The sequence below is a fragment of the Bdellovibrionota bacterium genome (assembly GCA_040386775.1).
In the GTDB taxonomy this organism is placed as follows: Bacteria; Bdellovibrionota; Bdellovibrionia; order Bdellovibrionales; family JAEYZS01; genus JAEYZS01.
The window spans coordinates 226310-246300 of sequence record JAZKEU010000017.1 but is presented as its reverse complement, the minus strand read 5'-3'; the positions used below and the strand labels follow the sequence as shown (position 1 = coordinate 246300).

Sequence of the window (19991 nt, the reverse complement as noted above, 5' to 3'; positions counted from 1 at the left end):
TAAAGATAAAAAATTTCAAGACTTGGCTGGCAGATCTCCACAAAAACCAATTGAGATTGATCTTACTCCGCAAAAGCTCATCCCAGATGAAATCGTAGAAACTACGCAAATCAAAACCCCAAAGATTGAAAAAGAAAAATTTGAAGAAAAGAAAAAAGTCTTAGTCGAAAAAGAAAAGAAAGTTGAAGTACCTAAAAAACCCCGGGAAACGCTTACCGATGAATACATTTCACAAGTCGTAAACGCCCAAAAACCGTTCTTTAACAGATGTTACGCTCAACACCTGAGATTGAACCCAGATTCTAGAGGACAAATTCACTTGGCCTTCACCATCGATGTTCAAGGCAAGGTTTCAACAGTTAGTATGATTCAAAGTACTTTATCTGATCCACAACTCGAAAAGTGCACCATGTCTGTGATCGAAAGATGTAGATTCAAAGCCTTCGATGGGGACCCTATCGTAGTTAACTATCCAATAAATTTTGAATAGATTTATCGATAGTCGTTAAGGTAATCAATTTTTTGAGGGATCCACTCGAGCTCAACTTCATTTCCATCCAAAATCTTTTTGGTTTTTTGTGTAAAATGAAAATGCGGCAAAAATATCCCGTGTTCTTTCAGCAAATTCACGATTTTTTCTACTTTGTCTTTTTTAAGAGAATATCTCTGAATTAAATCTTCAACGGTGGCAAAAATTTCTTCTTTAGAGAAAGCATAACTTGAGATCAACACCTGAGCGATGCTTAAGAGTGCGGGTTCTTTGATTTTTTCATCTTGAAATAGATCTAAAGCAATTTGGAATGTATTGTAGGTTGGAAGCATTCTTCTACCAAATTTGACGTAATAATCAGGATCCGTATCTGTCGCAAGATTGATATAAATTCTTTCCACCGGATCGTGCTTGGATGGAAGCTCTTCTTTTAAATTCAAAATGGTTTTGATTTGCGGTGGAAGCACATTCAAACTTTCTAAAACTCTAGATAGTTCTTCACTTGGAATTCTATCCGCACAAATATCCGAATAGAGCGAGTACACGAGCGCATCAGATTCACTGTCGTCGCCCCACAGAATTTGCTTTACGTCGTCTCTTAATTTCATTCGCAACTGCAATAAAGATTGGAGCTTGAATCCAATCTGTTGGGTGAGCCTTCTAAAGCGATTGGGATTTAAATTTCTTAGATTGTCTTTGTAGAAAGCTCCATAAGGAGAAATTCCATCCAAGGAAAGTTTTGCGATGATTTTAGTTTCCATCTGAGGAGGAGATGCTGTGATAAAATAAAGCGGTAATCGCTCGCTATTTTGGGCAATGGATTCTTTGAGAGCTCTAACTAAAGTTGCCGTACCTGGAATGTTTTTTTTCTGAAAGGCTTTTTCTCTAATAGTTTTTAAAAGTCCTCTTAGAGACGCGATATTTGTATCGAGATATGTTTTGTCCATATCCCACACAAATACGAGTGGGGCTTCTTTTGCAGTTTTATCGTCGGTGTATTCGAAAAAAACGACATCACCTGTAATTTGAGAGACTCTTCTCCAGTCAGCCATTTGTTCCTCCTGTAGTAACACCACGAACTTCGGTTCTTGGTATATTAACATCCAAACTCTCTATTGTCATAGCTGAAAAACCATGCTACTATTTTATCTGGATGGGAGATGAAATCATGATGATTTCAGGAGTTAAAAATAAGAATAAAATATCAAACTTTAAATCTCGCTTTTTGAGATCTAACTTTTCATATCTGATGGTCATCGCCCTCTTCCTTTTTATTCTCGTTTCATTACAAAGAACTTTTGCACAAGATGCTGTTCAACCGCCAATTCAAAAAACTCCCTCAGCGGTTGATCCTGTTCCAACTCCGCAAACCATAACTCCTCAAACTGTGAATGCACCCACTAAAGTCACCGTGGAAGCACCAGAGACTGCTACACCTCAGCCTTCTCAACCACAAATAACGAACTCTACCTCTTCGCCTACTGTTCTACCAGAACCAGATACGACTCTCGGTGCTGATGGCTTGCCCACACCGATTGTGTCCGGAGACAAAATTTCACATGAGGTCATTCGTCGTATTGTGGTTTTTCCGCTTCATACGGATGGTGACTTCAGAAAAGAAGCTGATCTTGCTTGGTGGAAAATTAGAGAATTCCTAAGTGATCAACAAAGATTTCTTGTGGCTACAAAAAGATATATGCAACAGAACGAAGTTTTTCAGCCTCGCAAGACTTTCTTAATCTCTGATGTGATCTTACTCGCAAAGCTTTTAGAGAGTGATTGTTTGATTACCACTTACCTAGAAAATAAAAAACTATTTATGGCTGCTTACTCAGGGCAAGATGGGCTCTTGCTTTGGAAAAAGAGCATAGATATCGTAGCGTCAAGACCTATCAGCCTTCAACTTGAAGATCTCTCAGCAAAACTCACGCAAGACTTTGTAGCGGCCCTTCCCTATCAAGGATTTCAAATTGTAGATCCTTTGAATCAAGAACCTCTTATTGAAGAAGGAAACACTATTTTAGCTCGTGTGGACGTCGGAGCAAAATCATCGGCAGTACCAGGACAGAAGGTTCAATGGCTTGAGATCGAGCGATCTTCGCCCAATGCTCTTTTTCAAGGTGGATCAAAAATTAAAGTGATTGCTGAAGGTGATGTTATAAAAAACGAAAACCAAGTCATTACCGTAGAAGTAAAACGCGTGAAAGACCTAAAACTTCTAAATAAAAAATCTTTAGTCGCCATACCTGACGAATATAAAAGAATTTATGATTTGTATGGGATAAAAAGCAGTAAAGATATTCAACCGAATCTGACTCTACTTTCAGAGCCTATGACAGATGCCAGAGAAAAGAGCGAAGAATCTCGCCCTCTTCTGGTGGCTTTAACCGCGATTGCAAACATTGTAATTGCAATACTTTTGGCATTTTAAAAGTGCATTTTAGCCTTTGTTAAGATTATTTTCGAGCAACAGAAGATCTTTTAGCGTATAAGGATGACACTAAAACTTTGCTCTGCTCTCTATCCTCTATAGCTACTTCTAATAATGAATTCACTTGAGAAATTGTAGAGTCAATTTTAGCTGTTTCTTCAGTGTATCTCATAGAAGCTTTACAAGTTTTCATGTATTCAAATTGTGTATCAATAGAAGCTAAAACTCCATGATCAGAGTAATGAGCCGGGGGTCTACAAACGAAAGCTTTCTGACGTTCCAATTTAGCCATTTGCGTCTCTAGTTTTTTAACTTGCTCGATGTTTGCTCTATAAAGCTCCATCGCCTTACAATAGTCAGGATTTCTAATACACTCTTCTCTCTGTTGAGCTTTTAGTAGCTGTCTGTGTTGCATATCATAATCGCCTGCAAATGAGCTCATTGAAGCAAACGTGATCACCAATAATATAGCCTTCATAAATAATTACCTTTCCTTTAAAGTTTGTATAGCGGGTTTATGAATAGACATAGTTATACCATTGCTAGGAGAGTATAAACATTGTCAAAAGTTTAGACTGGTAATTTTTCAGGCTTTTAGAGATCTATAAAAAGAACCGCTAATGATTGTCATAAAGGATGTAAATACTGTCTAAAATGTAAACACTCTCGACAGTTTTTCATTTGTGAATTCTTAAAATTAAACTCACAACAACCTATAAAAAATTATCTTAATGAAGCAAAGGCCATTGCTTAGTGTTGTCTCCAAAAAATGCTTGGGGCTCCGAAGGTTTAGCACCCAATGCTAATTCTTTGGCTGATATACACACTTTAACTTTTTCATAAAGATCAGGCCAGCTCCTAGCGCTTGGAATTGTTTCCAAGAGACAACCATCCCAATATGTATACTCTATATCAGCTGAACAACCAAAAGAAGGTCGATCTTCTCGAGCGGCAGTCATTATCACACGATTAGGTCCTTTCATTTTTTCTGTTATAAACTGACCTGAGTAACATGCAGAAACCAAAATTACAGTTGGAGCCTGTCCACATGCACTATCTACCATGGCAATTAAATCTCTTGGCGTCATAAACTGAGTTTTTTCAAGGGACATGTAAAATCCTCTTCTATAACCACCGTGTGAAGTCATATGAATAAGACAACCCTCCCCATCTCGCAAAGCCATTTGAGAAAATCCAGATTTAATACTCTGAAACGTAGCGGGATAAACTGAGTTCTTTTCAGAAATGTAGTTTGTCGAAGAAGAGAATTGAAGTGTATTGAGTTGACCGATCGAAGAAAAAGTTTGAGTCAAATCTTCTCGTGCATTATCAAAATTTTCGATAGAATGGTCACCAGCGATGAAAATACCCTTCCAATTTATCGCTTGAGCCTGTGATGCAACTAACATTAGCATAACAAAAATTATGGAACTATTAAACATATATCCCCCCACTTTCTAATTTAATATGAGAAGCGATACCTTCATAAAATCGAAGATATCGCTTTGTATTGACAAATATGCATGCAAAAGCTTGTGAGCTAATTGCTCTTAAAGAGATTGAGATAGAGAGCAAGTAAAATATGTCCAAGCATAAAAATTTGTATCAGTTACTGATGCAAATTGATATGGTTGCGCTGCAGGATTTATGGATCTTTCAATGATTAAACCATTGTCTGTTTTTCTTACGCCATCAAGGTACTCATAATTCCAGCCTTCATATGCATGGCTCGCAACAAGCCCTTTTTCCGTAAAAGTATATTTTTTTGCATTTCCAGTTCCTGTTTGCTCTACCTCATTATTTACAAGGTTATTGAATGACAAAAAACCTACGTCTGTTTCTGTTGGTCTATAATAGTGATAAGAAGTGCAATCCCAGCTTTTTCCTAAAGCTAAATCATCTGCAGTTACAGGCTGAGCTTTTGAAAACGCATCTTTATATTCTAGCATAGTAGACATATTTGGCGGCTCAGACGTAGACCCACCACCGATGATTACTACCTGTCCAAATGCAGCTGTCGAAACCAACAATGTGAAAATGAATAAACTTAAAGAATTCTTCATGATAAACCCTCCCAGGTATTTTTCGTGCAATAGCTATAAATTAACTATTGCACAAACTTGTATTTTTCAAATGAGACAAAGTAAATTATTTTTATTAAGCATTATGAAAAACTGAGTACATAGCTAGGCGCGTCTAATTCTTGAGATTTAAAAATTAAAATTCTCGAGGGGGAACTCGATCCAACCTTCCTGTATAGGGAAGTTCTTTGGTGGCTTTTCACACTGGCCTTTGTATTTTAAATAGCCTGTCAGCGCACAAACCATGGACTCAAAGGCATTGGGATTTTCAATCAGCTTATGCAAATCCTGATCGTAAATAAATAATAAATCTTTTTCGATGAGCGTTTGTAGGAATACGGCGCGACACTCTTTCCCGTGAACAGAATGGCGATAATTTTTAAGATCATTTTTTGAAATTTTAAATAACGTACCGATTCTCCAAACAGAAATTTTTGGAAATACTTCAAGAAGCTTTTTTTTGATTTTAGATTTCAGATATACGCTTCGGACTGTGAGCGGAGCTTTATTTGCTCCGAGAGCCTCGGGCATTTCAAAGAACTCTTCTAGCTCATAATTCACATAGCGCTCAACACACCTCTCGGTGTAAGGAGTAAATAACTTCAGATTCTTTTTTTTCTTTTTGTGCTTTAAATAATGAGCCCATTGCCACTTGGTCGTAGGTGCTTTGCATTTCTCTACACCACCGCACTTGTGAGTTAAACAAAATGGCAGCGCGAGAGGGCTATCGATGGTGATGTACTTTAAGTTTCGATCGGCTTTATTTAGTATATCCAATAGAAACTTATCTTGAGATACTTCATCTTCTGAAGGAATTTTATCTTTGATATCTTTTAGAAATATTTTGTGATGTTGGGGATAGTATTCAAGACTTGTGATGCAAGTTTTATCATTTTTTCCACCAGACAACGAAACTCCAACAAATCGAGCAACCTCTAAGTTTGCTTTCTTTGAATCGATATTCCGTGATCTACCACGTTGGCTTTTAGAACCTGAAAGCCTTTTTCCTGACATACGTTGATTACCTTCTCCCTCTGGCCATCTGCGCACCAAACGATGACGCTGCCGCCACCACCTGCTCCACATATTTTAATAGCAAGGGCTCCGTTTTTTAAAGCCAATTTCTCTAAGCGCTTTATTTCAGGACTACTAAAAGATTTAGAAATTTGCGAGCGCCATTTGTATTCGTTTTGGAAGATTTTTTTGAAGTTCCAATCTTTTTTCTCGATTTGAGCGATCAATTCTTCAGATACTTCTCTTAAACCCGCAAGGCACTTGAGCGTCTTCTTATCACCATCGACGATCTTCTTAAGGACCTGCCAGTTGTTCATGCCAGAGTGATGGGGCTTACCAGTGTAGACGAGCACAAATTGCTTATCAAAAATTTCTGGCGGAATGTAAAGCTTATTCACCTTAAAGTCACCGTAACCATAATTGATCAGATTCACGCCACCTTCGATCGGCGGAACATAATCTTGAGTACCCGTTGGGGTCTTTAGAATTTGGGCCTCGATATTGTGAGCAAGCCTCACCATCTCGTGAGTTGTCAGTCTTTGCTCTAACATTTCTGAGAAAGCGGCAATGATAGAAATGGTAAGACTCGAACTCCCACCCAATCCCCCACCCACCGGACTTTGAGAGCTGGTCTTTAAATGAAACCCAAAAGATGGTTTCCAATATTCCAATTGGGGGCGGACAAAATCCAATTTTGGATTTTTATCTTTAAGAAGCGTTTTTAAATCTTTGAAAGTTTTTTTGAATTTTGTATTTTCAATTTCGATAACAACATCAGGTTTGTTGAGCTTTGTAAGCTCAGCTTGCGTGTAAATATCAATTGCCGCATTGATTGTGCTCGCCCCACCTAAAAAAGTAAAGATTGGCCACAAATCCAAGGTTCCACCCGCTAAGTCTACTCTTGTTGGACACTTTGCTATCACTTTCATTTAACTTTTTTCTCCTGAGCACCTTTAGGAAATGATTCCGTAGGTAATGATGGAATATGCATTCCATCTGTCTTCTCTTTTTCCGGCTTTGGAGGATCAATCACAACTGCCTGAAAGGGAAGACTTCCTACATCTTGCATTGATAAACCAAAAGTTTTTTCAGACAAATTACTTTTTGCTACAAAAACATCTTCTAGAGGTTTTGGTGACCATTTCAAGTCCAATACTTCGTCACCTTTTGAAGTTTTCAACTTCAATTCAATCATACCACTTTTTTGATATGAAACTTCTTGATCAAAATATTTTTTTACTTTCATGGCGGAAAGCTTACTCAAGATGTCGACAACTTTGGCATTATCGATTTCTTTTCCTTCAATTTTTTCTTTTGATTTCCATGCATTTGCTTCTTTTGTGAGATTGAAGCTTGCAAGATCAGACTTGTAATCGATCTGCTGCACTTCTGCGAGATTAAAGCTAAGGGGCTTCTTCTTATCTCTAAAATCATCAGCAGATTTTCTTAAAACATTGATCGCCGGTGGATTCATCGAGAATATTACATTTCTCTCACTTGTGGCCGCATAAACTTGACCCGTCATATTTTTTGAAAAAATAAGCTCTAATTTTTTATCTTCATCTTTTGGACCTGACAAAATCACCTTAATTTCCGGATCATGAAGCCCTAAGTTTGCCATATCTTGTGGGCTTTTACCTTCTTTTAGAATTTGTGCAGCTCTCATGTTTTTGATTTGATAGTAGACATCATCAACGGCTGATTGGTCTGGGTCTTTCGTGATCAAATCACTCAACGCCCACTTATTCTCTACTTGTGTAAACGTCAAATGTTCAATGCCATGCGGTTTGTGATTTTTAATTTCGATTTTTGAAATTTCAAAATCTGCAGGAACAAAACCTTTTTCTCGAAGTTCACTTGTTGCCTTTTGAAATTGTGACTCCCAGAAGTAACCAGCTATCAAAACGCGATCTTGTTTATTAACGCGAATATATTTTTTCCCACCCAAGCCGACGGCTCCGCCCACTTCTATGGTCACAACTTCGGTTGGCTTTCTAAAGCTCACGCTATTTACTTTGTCTGTAAGACCATAGATAGCATAATCAATATTTGAACCCTCAGCGGCCACTTCTTCGTAAACTTCTGCACCAAACTGACTCAAATAACCTTGGACAGCTCCATAGCTAGCAAGATCTCTTTGAGGTTTTTCCATAAACCATTTTACAGTTTTACCTTCTGTTTCTTTTTTAAAGGTACTTTCACTGTTTGTTGTCGTGACTGTGAATTCAGAAATTTCTTCTAGAGAAAAGGGAATGATTTTTTTTGCTTGCTGCTCTTGCGCTTCTTTTTCGATTTTTCCACGGTATTCAAAAACATACGCATATCCAACAACTATAGCCACCAATAGAACAAATATTCCTTTGGACTTGAGCTGCTTCATGCGTGACGTCTCCTATACCAGAGGACACCCGCACTCATAATACATAGAGCTGGGACCAATGCATATCCGATAATAAGAATTGTTGTTTGAATGTCCGTGATAAAAAAAGCAGACAATCCCATTTTTTTAGGGCGAATACTGATCAATTCTTTTTGGTCCGCCAAGTAGGCAATCGTATTTAAGATCAAATCTCTATTCATCATAGAAACTTGAATATCATTATTGTTGATAAAACTCGCATCACCATAAAAGATAGCTTTAAATTCTTTTTCACTGCCAGAAAGTTTTCCATCAGCAACGACGGCAATATTTCTAGATTTAGGTTTATCTTTTGATGAGTCCAATTGAATTTCCTCAACCAATTCTGGACGAATTATACTCTGAGGAGACGAAGCCACTAGCACTTCGTGTTTTACGTTTTCCAATGGTTTGAAATCCACTTCTGAAGCAATGTTGAAATTTGTATTGGCTTTAAACCCTCTCGTGATCCCCGTTTGGCTGGGATAAGAAAGTCCAACGGCCAAGTATTGAGTTCCTGCCACTCTCAAACCCGTGAAATCAATAATGAAATTATTTTTGTAATCTATCCCAAAAACTTCCGCGAGCTTTGAAATATTATGTTTCTCACCTGGATCTGCCATAGCAAGAATTCTTCCACCATTTTTAGCGTAGGCTATGAGCGACTCAACTTCACCATCGTAGATTGGAAGCTTTGGCCCGGCAATAATCACCATCTGTGCATCATCTGGGATTTTTTGTGTTTCTAATAAATTGATTGTCTTCACTTCGTAATTCAAATCAGAAAGTGATTTTTTGAGATGAGCAAGCCCCTCCCTATCTTCACTCAAGATATCCATCTCTTTATGGCCCGTTGTAAAATAAAGGGCTTTTCCATTGTTTGCCGTCAACACAAAGATATTGTTGATGATAGCTTCTTCAGCTTCTTCTGGCTGAAGGAGATTCAACACAGATATAAGCTTTTGTTTGCCATCGTAAAGCATGACGACATCACCCAATGAAGAAATATTGTATTGTTTTTTTAAATCAGGTCTCTTATCTGGATCATAGATTTCAACTTTGATCTTAGAGTTTTCGAATCTCATTTTTTCAGCAACGTCTAGGAAGATTTCTTTTGTTCTCTGAATTTCTGGCTGCCCGTCTTTAAAAAATCCAATAAGCTTTAACTCTTTATCTAAGCCTTTTGCAATTTGAATTGTTTGGCTAGATAATGAGTTCAGTCTTTCTTGAGTAAGATCCCATTTTTTATTTCTAGAGTAAGCAATGTAATTCACCGCCGCCAATAGGACCAGTACCAAAAGGATCGCCGTTCCCATGTTCATGCCATGCTTTGTAGTTTTAAGAGATAAAAATTCTAAAATAATTTCTCTCTCAAAAAAAACTCCAAGACCCACAAACAATCCAAAAAGAGACCACACGCCTATGGTATGATAAGGAAGATTCACACCCAGAAAGGTTCTAACTCCAAATCCAAGGCAAATGATCAAAAATCCAATTAAAAAACTAACCTGACTTTTACGACTCATAATTATCTCCACCTTGCCGATTCAATCACTCGCTGAGTGAGGAATACGAAAAATACAATCATGCTAAGTAAAAATACAATTCCCGAAATCTGAACAGCCCCTTGGATAAAATCCGTAAGATGTTTTGAAATTGAAATATGATTTACGATATCCCTCACGAGAGGGTTCTCGCTGGTTTGCGAAGTCCAAACTACAAAAATACAAAACAAGTTTAAAACCACCGCGATCACATAAGACACAATCACAGAAGTTGAAATCGCAGAACTGAACAACCCAATGGCCACATAAACCGCGGCTACCAAAAATAATCCTACATAACTAGAGATTAAAAGTGACCAATCCAAGCTTGCAGATATGCTTAAGCTTAAAGGATATAAAAATGAAATCCCCAAAAGCGATAGCACCAAAAAGAGCGATGCATTCAATTTACCCATTACGATATCAAACGAAGTGATTGGACTCGTTAAAAGCAAATCCATCGTCCTAGTCTTTCTCTCTTCTGCAAATGAAAATGAAGTCATCGCGGGAACAAAAAGAAGAAGCATAAAGTGTATAAGGTAAACAAGCTGAGCCACAAATCCACTATGAAGATTCACACCGTCATCCGCTCCAGGCACAGCGGGCATTTGAGATTTAATTTTTAACATCATCACTGTTTGATAAGATACAAAACTAATGAGAAGTGTGAATAAAAATAAAATGATATAAAAACCTGGGCCCTTAAGGTTTGTTCTAATTTCTTTTTTAGCAATGATCATTGATGTATTTAACATACTTTGTCCTTACACATTCGAAGTGAGTTTAATGAAGATTTCTTCGAGGTTGCCTTCTAGATGTCTGAGTTCCATAAGACCTGCATGAAACTGAATGCTTACCTGAGCAATTCTCTCCATAATAATGTCGTCTGGCTCCATCGTATCGATGACTAAATTTCCATCACCACGGTCTTGAATTTCTAAAACACCTTTTACAGCTTTCAACTGCACCTTTAAAGAGTCTGAAGCGTTTTTTACTTTGAGAAGAATTTGGTGAGACCCTCTCATCTTGCGATTCAAGCCTTCCAGTGTATCCTCTGCTACGATCTTACCCTTGTTGATAATAATGATTCTCTTACAAGTCGCTTGCACTTCTGGAAGAATGTGAGTCGACAAGATCACTGTATGCTCACCAGAAAGCGTTTGAATGAGAGTTCTGATTTCGGCAACTTGCTTAGGGTCAAGACCTACGGTCGGTTCATCTAAAATTAAAATTTCTGGTTCCGAAACGATAGCTTCCGCAATCCCCACTCTTTGCTTGAAACCTTTGGATAAGTTTCCAATAAGTCTTTTTCTCACATCGCCAAGATAGGTTTTTTCAATGGCTCTTTGAACTTTTTTTGAAAGCTCACTCTTCGGCACTTGTTTCAACTGAGCTACGTAAGACAAATAGTCATCCACCTGCATATCTAAATACACCGGTGGCACTTCTGGTAAATATCCAATTCTTTTTTTCACTTCGATGGGGTTTTCAAAAACATCATAACCCGCAACATTCACCATTCCATTTGTGGGCGCCATGTAACCCGTGATGATTTTCATGGTCGTGGATTTTCCTGCACCATTGGGTCCTAGAAATCCAACCACTTCACCTTTGTTGATTTTAAAATTCAAATTCTCGATCGCTTTGATCGATCCATAAGATTTGGTGAGATTCTTGATTTCAATCATAGCTCTTCAACCTTTCTTTTAACCTCTTAAATAATTGATTTAACTATCTAAAATTGTCTAAGAGAAGGCCTCTTCGTGTCAACGCTTCATCAACATGCGTAATGCATCACTTCATTCTGCAATTGAGCACTTTTTCATTCGAGTAGTTCACTCTGCCTAGTTTATCGCCCTTTATGGGACGGACATATCTGCATTCCGCAATTAATACTTCAAACATGTCCCCTGGGCCTAAAAAATGTGCACTTTTTCTAGATTTAGAGGCAATAAATCTCGCTACTGTTTTTAATTCTTCATCGGTGACTTCATAATTTCTGGGTCGACGAACAATTCCATGAGCACCCGGGTAATCCTTGATGTGCATCCAGTAATCCCAGCTCTGAGCAAACCTCAAAATATTCAAATTTTCTTGAGCATTTTTACCTACAAACACTTCTACCTTTTCATTCAAAGACAGACGATAGCCTTTCCAATTGTCTGATTTACTTCCTTTAGCTTTAGAGAACTTAGGAGAAAGATTAGAAGGAGATGATTTTGTTTTAGATTTAGAGAAGTCAGATAGTTCTACTGTTTTTAGTTGAGAGATTTCATTTTTTAAAATTGCAATTCTCTCTAAGGTACCACTGATTTTTTCTTGATTCTTTTTGGCTTTTTCGAAGGCATTCTGGATGTTCTGAGGAAAGGTCTTTCTAGTATCGATACACTCTTTGAATTCCGTCGGCACTTTCAATGTCTGGTTTTCTTTAAGCCATTCTCCGAGTCTTGCCCACTTGTCATTTTGAAGTTCCGCGAGATGTTCTTCTGTTTTTTGCAAGGCCTTCTCTTTTTTCTGAGTTTCTTTTTCTTTTAGCAGAACCGGATCTTTTTTGGATTTATGAGATGTACTTTTTGAATCCAACCATGCTTGTGTGACCTCACTTAAACTTCTTTGGGAGCTCTCGTGCCCCATATCTGTTCCACCGACTTTTATTTCTTTTACTTTATCAAAAGAGATTTTTTTCTTTTCAAAATGCGCAATTGCATTGGTACCATGGGGAAACAATCTGATCTCAAGCTTAAGTGGATTATCATAGCCAAACCCAAATTCTACTACTCTACCTAATTCCTTTACATGATGAATTTCAGAAACTCTCTTACCCTCTAAATGTGCTTTCAAGAACAGCAACATGGGAGCGGTTTTTTTGAGCTTTATTGCGAGCGGTAACTTATCAAAACATAAAATAAAAGGATTGATTGGATCCAATTCAAACCACAAATAAAAAACTTTAGTAGCTTTAAAAAGCTCTAGCCCTAAACCTTTCTCAGAAACCAATACCTTTTGAACTTTTGAATCCAAAAAAGACTGGAGCTCAGAAACGATATTTTTAATTTCTAGGGAGTGGAGCTGTTTCATCAACTCCAAATTTAATTACTTATAAGATGGAGAAGCAAGAGCTTCTTTTTCGATACGACGAATAATACGCAAGAAGGACTCTATTGTATTTAGATCCGCAATCTTTTTGACTGTTTTATAATTCAATCTTAAATATTCTTGCAAGAAGTCTGAAGCTTTATGGACATTGAATGCAAAAATTAATCTATAACCAGTTTCAAAACGGCTCGTCAATTTCGCCTGAAGCCCCGCATCTGTTAAAATGTAAGCATATAAGGCTTCAAGTTTTATATCGCCTATGACTTGCGCTGCAATTTTGTCATGATACTTTATCCACTTTGCTTTATTGTTATGAATTAAATCTTTGAAACTGTTGGACTGAGAAGTGCTTTGCTCAACTTGACGAGCCGCAAATTGCAATGGATATTTTAGTCCATCAACAGTTTCTCTGATGCTTGTTGATAAACTTACAAAATGCATCCCAAGTCTTTCTGCTTCAATAATGTCTGCATCTTTAGGCGCAAAAAGAACGGGAACTAATGTATTTTCGCGAAGATGCTTAGTAAAGTAAGCGTCTCTTATGAGCGAAGAAAATTCTTTCCCCAGTGTAGAGTAAAGCATAGTTTCACTTTGGTTTTCAGAATAAAATGCTTTTGAATTCCCTAGTAAGATATCTAATTTTTTATTTAGCATTTCAAACTGCGTAGAAGATGTCGACTCCATAACTCTTAAAGAGACATCCATAAAAATAATCGATTTCAAAAAATAATTCATATACCATTCATAAGTGACCGTTCTAGAGTCCAATATAGAAGAGGCCTCTTCCATTAATTTTTCGTAACTTTCACCTAAATTTCTTTTTAATGAGTCTTTTGATCTATTGGGTTTTTCTGTCCTTTTAAAAATAGATTGGGCCTCTGACATATTGATAGTTAATTTTTGCGCAAGTAACGGGAGTTGATTTGCAAAGAATTCGATATGATCTCTTGACGGATTTGAAGTTTTTAATTGAGCTAAAACTTTTCCTTGTACAAGCGAGTCCATTACCACTTCAGATCTGGTAAATAAATCCCATTGATTTGGAAATGGAAACTCTAAAATTCTAGTATGATTTGCTACCTCAAAAAGCATCGAGCACATTGGCGCGCCCGCCTTTGCATTCACTGAAAATACCAATGAAATCAATATGACTAAAACAACTACAGAATGACAAATTAGGCTTCTTCTCTTCACTTTAAAACCTTCAGGCTACAGCTCACTACAATTAGTCCGTTTAACTAGCACTTCGTCCAATTATAAAGCAATTCTTGAGCCGAATTTGGCATCGTATTTCTAAAGCCAATACAACACTATCCCGATAAGTATAAGACGATAATATAACTCAATTTAATTGGCTTAAACGGTACTAGGATTTAATGAAAAATATTTTAGTGGAAACAGTAGAAAATACATTAAAATCCTCTACCCATAAGTTCAATGGACTAGAAGATTTTTCGGAACAAGTTTTGATCGATTATATTCTTACTCTCAGCAAAAGTTCCATCATTTTAGACTACACAAAAATCAAAGAAACCAAAGAAGAGCTTTTGATGGAAATCACCGAGATCACCAAAAAGAAAATGTATGGATTCTACGACATCAACGAATATAAAGAATTTCTAACCAAGAAGAATTGCTAGGGATCAATATCCATTGTACGTCGCAGGAATATCAACTCTCTTCTTGCCTTGAGGATTGGTCGGACTTTTAACTCCAGAAGATGGAGATAGCTTTTGCTCTACTGTTTCAGCATCACCGGCTTTAGCAACCACCTTTGCTTCTTTCTTTCCAAAAAGTCCCATCTCATCATTCAGCTTCGTAGTTACAACATCATCTGTTCTATCAAATTCCAATACGATGGCATTTGTATCTTTGATGGCTTTGACTTTGAAAAGCCCACTCTGAAGCCTATTCACATCAGAAAAATCTGCCGAAAGATTTTTTCCATTCCCATAGGAAAAGGCTTCAGTTTCAAGATTCAGGTCTATTTTATCTTTCAATTTCATATTGAACTTAAGAATCATACTTCCAGAGGTCGCGTTATAATTAGCAACTACGGATTCCATGGTTTTATCCTCATTGATTGAGGCTATATGTTCAACGTTTGGTTTTTCAAATTTTGCTGAGATATAAGCTCTTACTGCTGTCACTTTTCCAGCATTATCCAAAGTTCTTTTTACGATCACTTGAAGATTGCAAGTTTTAATGTAAATGCGCTTTGTCTCTACACTGCCCTCTTTATATTTTTCTACGATCTTGGGATTGCAATCTGCATCTACGGTTTTTAAATCTAAAAGCTCCGTATCTTCTTCTGGAACCTCGTCTTCTTTTTGCTCTGTAACTTTTGGGTCAGCTAATTTTTGGGCAGCTGGTTTCTGTAGTAAATTTTTAGTATCATCTTCATTCGTTTCAGTCTTAGGTTGTTCTTTTGCCGTAGTGGTACCAAATTTGGATTTTACTAGATTAATAACATCTGGAATTTGTGTGTTGGGATCCAATTCCAATTGAGCTTTCAGTGCTTCAAGCGAAGTATCCGAAGATGCCTTATCCAATTGCTCAATTGTTTTTTTTGAGCCAGTGCCTTTGGATGTATTCACTTTGTTGGCTCCATCAGAGCAAGCCGCTAAGAACGCAGCAACAATAAAGCTAAGAATGAGTAGTACTTGTTTCATTTTCTTCACCTTCAAGATCTAGATCTTGTTCCTCGAGTTCATTTTCTTCTGTTTCTGTTTCTATTTTTTTAGGAGTCATTTTTATATTCTGTAGATTCAAGTTGAGCTTTTGCTTTACGGATCTTCCAGATTGAACATACTTCACTTCAAGATCTAAAGACCTTTTGTAAGAACCTAATAGATTCTTTATAACTTTCAATTCTTGAAGTTTGCAATTTTTAACTTTATTGCTGAGATCGTCTTTGATTTTAATTTCGGAGTTATTGTCTACGCTACCTTCGGCAACAATATTGTCTTTGTAATAAACAACCACTTTAGATTTGATGGTTTTCTTTGAAGCTGAATCCAATAAAACCTGAAGATCAAAACGAAGGTCTGAAATATCGTCGATGGAATTTGCCATATCCTTATCATCTAACATATTGGGTTTTACTCTAGAGAAAATAAAGAGGTCTAATCTATGGTTTTGAAGGTATGGATTATCAAAAGAATATTTCGAATACTCTTCGTAGTCTTCTACTTTCGTGGTTAACATTTCTGGCTTGGTTTGGCCGTTTATATTTCTAAGATCAATTTTTAAACCATCAGCTTCGGAAGTGATATCAAAAGTGGAGACTATAGCCCCAAAAGAAGCTTTATCTTTTTCAGACAAAGTCGTGCGAGTAGATTTGGTTACCTTGGGCGCACCAAACACTACAAATGGCGATATAATAATAAGAGAAGCCAATAGTTTATTCATATAGATTGATTCTAAAGCTTTGCAATTCTAATACCTATATAGAATAGGGCCATAAATACTATGGCCCAGGACATGTGAAAATCTTCTAAAATCACAGACAAAAAACGTCGCTGTATGCCTTTTTTAGGCAAATTAAAGCAAAAAAAGTCTCCACAATTTGTATATTAGATTTGGCTACCACAAAGAAAGGTCCATGGTTTGCTCTTATACCATTTGAATCCTCAGGAGGTTTCGTAATGAAAAGGTCTATCAATACAGAGAATCTAATCGTGGTTACAGCTATAGCTATTGCCGTATCTCTACTTGCTTCTGCATGTGGACCTAGCAGTACAAAAACACTAAAAGCCAAGACTGGCGTAAAAGTGTTTTCTGATAAAGCAGCAGATAGAGATACAAATACATCTGAAGACAAAAGCCAAGAAGAGCAAATTCTTAAAGCCATTCAAGAAAAGAGAATTGCGGACGGTGAAACCATAGTGGATGTGAATGCGGCTAAAGACCTCGCAAGCAGAATTAAATATGTAAAATATGAATTTCTTGAAGGTTCCGATCAAATCGACACCGCTCTTACAATCAATAACAAGCTCTATAAAGTTAATTTCAAAGAAGGTAAAGTGAGCGAAGATGGTCTTACTATCGAATTCAGTAAGCCTTCAGAATCATCAGAAGAGCTAGCCAACCTCAATCTTTCTGCAAAAATTCAAAAGCAAAATCAAAGTTTAGTGATCGTATCACTATATGAGAAAACGACAGATGCTAAGAAAGTTGTTAAAACAGCAGAAGTTTCTGTTTTGGTAAAATTAAATAAAGCCGTAGCAAATGTAACTTCTAAAGATGCAAATATCTTAATAATGAAAGGCGCCACGATTGATACAAGAACTTCTCAAGTTTATATTTCTGACAACTCTGTATTGGAAGCAAAACTGATCGATCAAATTCAAAGGTTAGAATCAAAGGCGAACACAATCGTTATCAATGTGTATGATGCAAAGACATCAGCTTTCCAATATTCATTGCTCTCAGTTTTAAGCTTAAAGTCGAATACAACAAATGTTCTCCTGAATTCCACAAGTGTTGATCTAGAATCTATGAAAGATTCTTACAAGAAAATGGAGTTGATCTCGGGGTCAGCGGTTCTTGATGCAAAAGAATTTACTCTTACTTTTGAAGATAAAAAATCAAATGAAGCAAGCTCTGCACTTTTAACTTTGTCTTCTGTAGAAGATAATTCTAAATCTGACGAACAATTAAGGAACGAAGATCCAGCAGAAGCTCCATCAGCTAGTGATGAAAATAACCAACCACAAGCCCCAGCAGCTTCAGAAGTTACAGGTAAAGAAACAGGCACACAAACAGATACTAAAGTTGAAAACTCTGAAGATGCATTAGAGGGCTTCACAGATCTTCCAATCGAAGAAGCGAAAATAATGACAGCACCCACTACTCCTAAGACTGATCCTAAGGCAACAACGGTATTACCAAAAACAACTTCCATTGCACCAAAGGGCGCAATGGGAACTGGCAAAAAAATTCTAGAAAATAATTTAACAATAGGCAAAGCAATAGTGAATGCTGTAGCAAGCCCTGCTACAAGTGCTTATTCAACTGTCCAAGGCATCGCAGCTGCAAAAGAAAATATCGCAATCGCAGGAGATCTAGTTTCTACGGTTACCTCAAAAGCAGCTAGTGCTAGAAAAGCTGTTACTTCAATACCAGTTTCCATTACAAAAGCAAATTATGGTTATGCTTCGCCTAAATCTAACTCCTTACGAACTCAAGAGCAAAGAACTCCAGTTCCTCTTAAACCTAGCGCTCTAAAAACTGAATCTACAAACATTCAATCTCTTCAATCGCTAAAGACTCTTTCTCAATCACAGAGAATTCCTAAGTAAACCTTTAAGCAACCTTGTAATTATTACTGCTCCATCTGTTTCAACAGATGGAGTTGTGTATTTTTTGGCCTTCTAACGCTATAATCCAGAACATCAATTCGGAGGCAGATTTATGGTTTTATTGAAATTCCTATTTATCATTGGTCTTTTAATCACAGCAGTATCTTGCTCCGATGATAAATCAAATAGTCCTTCAACTAGTACTTCTGAACCAACTCCAACCGAAACTTCTGCTGATGCTCCAGCAGCTCCTACCCCCGCAGCAGAATCTGACAATGACTCACCTTTGTATGATACAACTCCTCCACCTCCAGCTAATGAAAAATACTTGGACACTTACACTTCAGTACTTATCCAAGAAGTCAGAAATCAAGTCGCAAATGATCCCGTTACTCGTGACAATAAAATTCTCAACGTAGAATTTGCCAATCGCATTTTAGAAATTAACTTCACGCCGGGACCTCATCCAAAATTAAGTTTTACTACTCACTCTTCCGATGCTTTTAAATTTGAATTGGTAAACACCAACGGAAATGTGCAGTTCTTTAATGTTTACAAGCCCGCAAAAACTGCTATTGAGAAAAAATCAAGATCTGTACTTTACACGGCTGAAGCAAAAAATGTGAGAACACAAAAAAACAAAACACTGACAATAATAAAAATCAAAGACGTCATTTCAAATGCCGTAGTCCATGTTTTCTACATCACAAAATCTGGAACAATCAAAGCTTCCCACTTGCCAGGCTACAGCTACACACGTGATTTGACTAAAAATTCCAAAATTTTCTTAGACAACTTGATTGAAAACAATAATGTTGAAGGCGAATTTTACGGAGTGATTACGGAGCAAAAAAATACTTCTAGCGCTTCAAAATTTAGCCTAACAGTCTCAGATAGTTTTCTTCTCTTCGGTAACTACCGCGCTGACACTCAAGACAGAATACCTCTAAGCGCGCATTATAAAAGTGCATGGAAATTGTTCTTCGGTGGGAGTGCATCCTATATGGTTATCTCAGATCCTTCATATCGTATCGAATCAGAAAGAGATCCTGTAGAGCTCAATGCTTTAAATCTGGATATCAATGTAGAGGCTAAAGAAAAAATAAAAGGAAAGAGCAATACTCTACCCATAAAACTCTTTGTCCAGTTCAAATAAGTATGAAAACTCTATGGATTGACCAGACAATCAAATACGACGGAACTCAGCTGAGATCTCTGTATGCTTATTTAGAACACAATCTTCTGGGGAATTCTGTGATTGCATTTCGTGGCGCCTGTGATGTTAATTTCGATCATATGGTTGATGGTGAAGATTTACTGCAAAGAGCTCAAATCTGTGGCTCTGATATGCTTCACTTTATCTTTGAGATCTTTGATGAAAAACTAATTAGTGGAGTTTTGATTCAAAGACTTTTTGCGAGTATGGCTCAAAACAAAATCTTACAGAAATCTAAAGGTCAAATTTTACTAAAAAGAGACGGCGATGATTTGTATCTAGATGATAGAAAGCTCAGCATAAGTATCGCCGCGCGCTCTCCACAATCTATTCTCATCCATTTTGCCATGAACATTTCTAACGAAGGAACTCCCGTTAAAACATGCTCTCTTCAAGATTTGAAAATTGAACCCGTGGA

20 protein-coding genes are annotated in these 19991 nt (G+C 37.1%); 6 read left to right on the top strand and 14 right to left on the bottom strand.

The annotated features are described in order from the left end of the window. Window positions 1-490: AgmX/PglI C-terminal domain-containing protein (locus tag V4596_11335; protein ID MES2769726.1), on the top strand; the 490-nt coding region annotated here is incomplete at its 5' end. 2 nt (window positions 491-492) lie between these two features. Here V4596_11335 and V4596_11330 read toward each other — a convergent pair. Further along, window positions 493-1542, bottom strand: a complete 1050-nt coding sequence (locus V4596_11330) for a phosphatase domain-containing protein (protein ID MES2769725.1) — start codon at window positions 1540-1542, stop codon at window positions 493-495. A 101-nt stretch (window positions 1543-1643) separates the two neighbouring features. Here V4596_11330 and V4596_11325 point away from each other — a divergent pair, with 101 nt between their 5' ends. Continuing rightward, window positions 1644-2921, top strand: a complete 1278-nt coding sequence (locus V4596_11325; GenBank protein ID MES2769724.1) for a hypothetical protein — start codon at window positions 1644-1646, stop codon at window positions 2919-2921. A 25-nt stretch (window positions 2922-2946) separates the two neighbouring features. On the opposite strand, the gene V4596_11320 is transcribed toward V4596_11325, so the two are convergent. The 11 genes from V4596_11320 to V4596_11270 all read right to left on the bottom strand — a co-directional run bounded on the left by V4596_11320 (window position 2947) and on the right by V4596_11270 (window position 14248). Beyond that, a complete protein-coding gene (locus V4596_11320) occupies window positions 2947-3399 on the bottom strand; it encodes a hypothetical protein (protein MES2769723.1) in 453 nt (150 codons plus the stop codon). A gap of 250 nt (window positions 3400-3649) precedes the next feature. Beyond that, window positions 3650-4363 carry a C13 family peptidase gene (locus V4596_11315; GenBank protein MES2769722.1) on the bottom strand — a complete coding sequence of 238 codons (714 nt, stop codon included), beginning with the start codon at window positions 4361-4363 and terminating at the stop codon, window positions 3650-3652. Window positions 4364-4471: 108 nt separating this feature from the next. Continuing rightward, a complete protein-coding gene (locus V4596_11310; protein MES2769721.1) occupies window positions 4472-4984 on the bottom strand; it encodes a hypothetical protein in 513 nt (170 codons plus the stop codon). Between the two features lie 147 nt (window positions 4985-5131). Next, entirely contained in the window at window positions 5132-6016 is an 885-nt protein-coding gene (locus V4596_11305; protein ID MES2769720.1) for a DUF429 domain-containing protein, read from the bottom strand. After that, window positions 5938-6945 carry a galactokinase gene (locus tag V4596_11300; GenBank protein MES2769719.1) on the bottom strand — a complete coding sequence of 336 codons (1008 nt, stop codon included), beginning with the start codon at window positions 6943-6945 and terminating at the stop codon, window positions 5938-5940. Before V4596_11300 ends, V4596_11305 begins: the two co-directional genes overlap by 79 nt. Then, window positions 6942-8396 (bottom strand): DUF4340 domain-containing protein, encoded by a 1455-nt coding sequence (locus V4596_11295; protein MES2769718.1) that lies wholly within the window; start codon window positions 8394-8396, stop codon window positions 6942-6944. Before V4596_11295 ends, V4596_11300 begins: the two co-directional genes overlap by 4 nt. Further along, a complete protein-coding gene (locus V4596_11290) occupies window positions 8393-9940 on the bottom strand; it encodes a GldG family protein (protein MES2769717.1) in 1548 nt (515 codons plus the stop codon). The genes V4596_11295 and V4596_11290 overlap by 4 nt, the downstream gene beginning before the upstream one ends. 2 nt (window positions 9941-9942) lie before the next feature. Then, window positions 9943-10713, bottom strand: a complete 771-nt coding sequence (locus V4596_11285) for an ABC transporter permease subunit (protein ID MES2769716.1) — start codon at window positions 10711-10713, stop codon at window positions 9943-9945. Between the two features lie 9 nt (window positions 10714-10722). Further along, window positions 10723-11646: an ATP-binding cassette domain-containing protein gene (locus V4596_11280; GenBank protein ID MES2769715.1), complete on the bottom strand. Its 924-nt coding sequence runs from the start codon at window positions 11644-11646 to the stop codon at window positions 10723-10725. A gap of 106 nt (window positions 11647-11752) precedes the next feature. Beyond that, on the bottom strand, window positions 11753-13036 hold the full coding sequence (locus V4596_11275) for a hypothetical protein (GenBank protein ID MES2769714.1): 1284 nt from the start codon (window positions 13034-13036) through the stop codon (window positions 11753-11755). A 15-nt stretch (window positions 13037-13051) separates the two neighbouring features. Continuing rightward, complete coding sequence (locus V4596_11270; GenBank protein ID MES2769713.1) at window positions 13052-14248, bottom strand: hypothetical protein; 1197 nt, start codon at window positions 14246-14248, stop codon at window positions 13052-13054. Between the two features lie 182 nt (window positions 14249-14430). Here V4596_11270 and V4596_11265 point away from each other — a divergent pair, with 182 nt between their 5' ends. After that, window positions 14431-14694, top strand: a complete 264-nt coding sequence (locus tag V4596_11265; GenBank protein ID MES2769712.1) for a hypothetical protein — start codon at window positions 14431-14433, stop codon at window positions 14692-14694. A gap of 3 nt (window positions 14695-14697) precedes the next feature. On the opposite strand, the gene V4596_11260 is transcribed toward V4596_11265, so the two are convergent. Both V4596_11260 and V4596_11255 read right to left on the bottom strand, forming a co-directional pair. Continuing rightward, window positions 14698-15726, bottom strand: coding sequence for a hypothetical protein (locus tag V4596_11260; protein ID MES2769711.1), 1029 nt, complete (start codon window positions 15724-15726; stop codon window positions 14698-14700). Then, window positions 15701-16465: a hypothetical protein gene (locus V4596_11255; GenBank protein MES2769710.1), complete on the bottom strand. Its 765-nt coding sequence runs from the start codon at window positions 16463-16465 to the stop codon at window positions 15701-15703. The genes V4596_11260 and V4596_11255 overlap by 26 nt, the downstream gene beginning before the upstream one ends. A gap of 236 nt (window positions 16466-16701) precedes the next feature. Between V4596_11255 and V4596_11250 the strand changes: the two genes are divergently transcribed. The 3 genes from V4596_11250 to V4596_11240 form a co-directional block, all read left to right on the top strand. Further along, on the top strand, window positions 16702-18357 hold the full coding sequence (locus V4596_11250; GenBank protein ID MES2769709.1) for a hypothetical protein: 1656 nt from the start codon (window positions 16702-16704) through the stop codon (window positions 18355-18357). A 112-nt stretch (window positions 18358-18469) separates the two neighbouring features. After that, complete coding sequence (locus V4596_11245) at window positions 18470-19513, top strand: hypothetical protein (protein ID MES2769708.1); 1044 nt, start codon at window positions 18470-18472, stop codon at window positions 19511-19513. Between the two features lie 2 nt (window positions 19514-19515). After that, window positions 19516-19991 (top strand): DUF366 family protein (locus V4596_11240; protein ID MES2769707.1); only part of this gene is annotated, 476 nt, incomplete at its 3' end.

Bases quoted from the DNA above. Each gene is read 5' to 3' on its own strand.
- V4596_11290 (MES2769717.1), bottom strand. From the start codon at position 9,940: ATGAGTCGTAAAAGTCAGGTTAGTTTTTTAATTGGATTTTTGATCATT.
- V4596_11320 (MES2769723.1), bottom strand. From the start codon at position 3,399: ATGAAGGCTATATTATTGGTGATCACGTTTGCTTCAATGAGCTCATTT.
- V4596_11310 (MES2769721.1), bottom strand. From the start codon at position 4,984: ATGAAGAATTCTTTAAGTTTATTCATTTTCACATTGTTGGTTTCGACA.
- V4596_11330 (MES2769725.1), bottom strand. From the start codon at position 1,542: ATGGCTGACTGGAGAAGAGTCTCTCAAATTACAGGTGATGTCGTTTTT.
- V4596_11245 (MES2769708.1), top strand. From the start codon at position 18,470: ATGGTTTTATTGAAATTCCTATTTATCATTGGTCTTTTAATCACAGCA.
- V4596_11315 (MES2769722.1), bottom strand. From the start codon at position 4,363: ATGTTTAATAGTTCCATAATTTTTGTTATGCTAATGTTAGTTGCATCA.
- V4596_11265 (MES2769712.1), top strand. From the start codon at position 14,431: ATGAAAAATATTTTAGTGGAAACAGTAGAAAATACATTAAAATCCTCT.
- V4596_11325 (MES2769724.1), top strand. From the start codon at position 1,644: ATGGGAGATGAAATCATGATGATTTCAGGAGTTAAAAATAAGAATAAA.
- V4596_11305 (MES2769720.1), bottom strand. From the start codon at position 6,016: ATGTCAGGAAAAAGGCTTTCAGGTTCTAAAAGCCAACGTGGTAGATCA.
- V4596_11250 (MES2769709.1), top strand. From the start codon at position 16,702: ATGAAAAGGTCTATCAATACAGAGAATCTAATCGTGGTTACAGCTATA.
- V4596_11260 (MES2769711.1), bottom strand. From the start codon at position 15,726: ATGAAACAAGTACTACTCATTCTTAGCTTTATTGTTGCTGCGTTCTTA.
- V4596_11275 (MES2769714.1), bottom strand. From the start codon at position 13,036: ATGAAACAGCTCCACTCCCTAGAAATTAAAAATATCGTTTCTGAGCTC.
- V4596_11295 (MES2769718.1), bottom strand. From the start codon at position 8,396: ATGAAGCAGCTCAAGTCCAAAGGAATATTTGTTCTATTGGTGGCTATA.
- V4596_11300 (MES2769719.1), bottom strand. From the start codon at position 6,945: ATGAAAGTGATAGCAAAGTGTCCAACAAGAGTAGACTTAGCGGGTGGA.
- V4596_11255 (MES2769710.1), bottom strand. From the start codon at position 16,465: ATGAATAAACTATTGGCTTCTCTTATTATTATATCGCCATTTGTAGTG.
- V4596_11280 (MES2769715.1), bottom strand. From the start codon at position 11,646: ATGATTGAAATCAAGAATCTCACCAAATCTTATGGATCGATCAAAGCG.
- V4596_11285 (MES2769716.1), bottom strand. From the start codon at position 10,713: ATGTTAAATACATCAATGATCATTGCTAAAAAAGAAATTAGAACAAAC.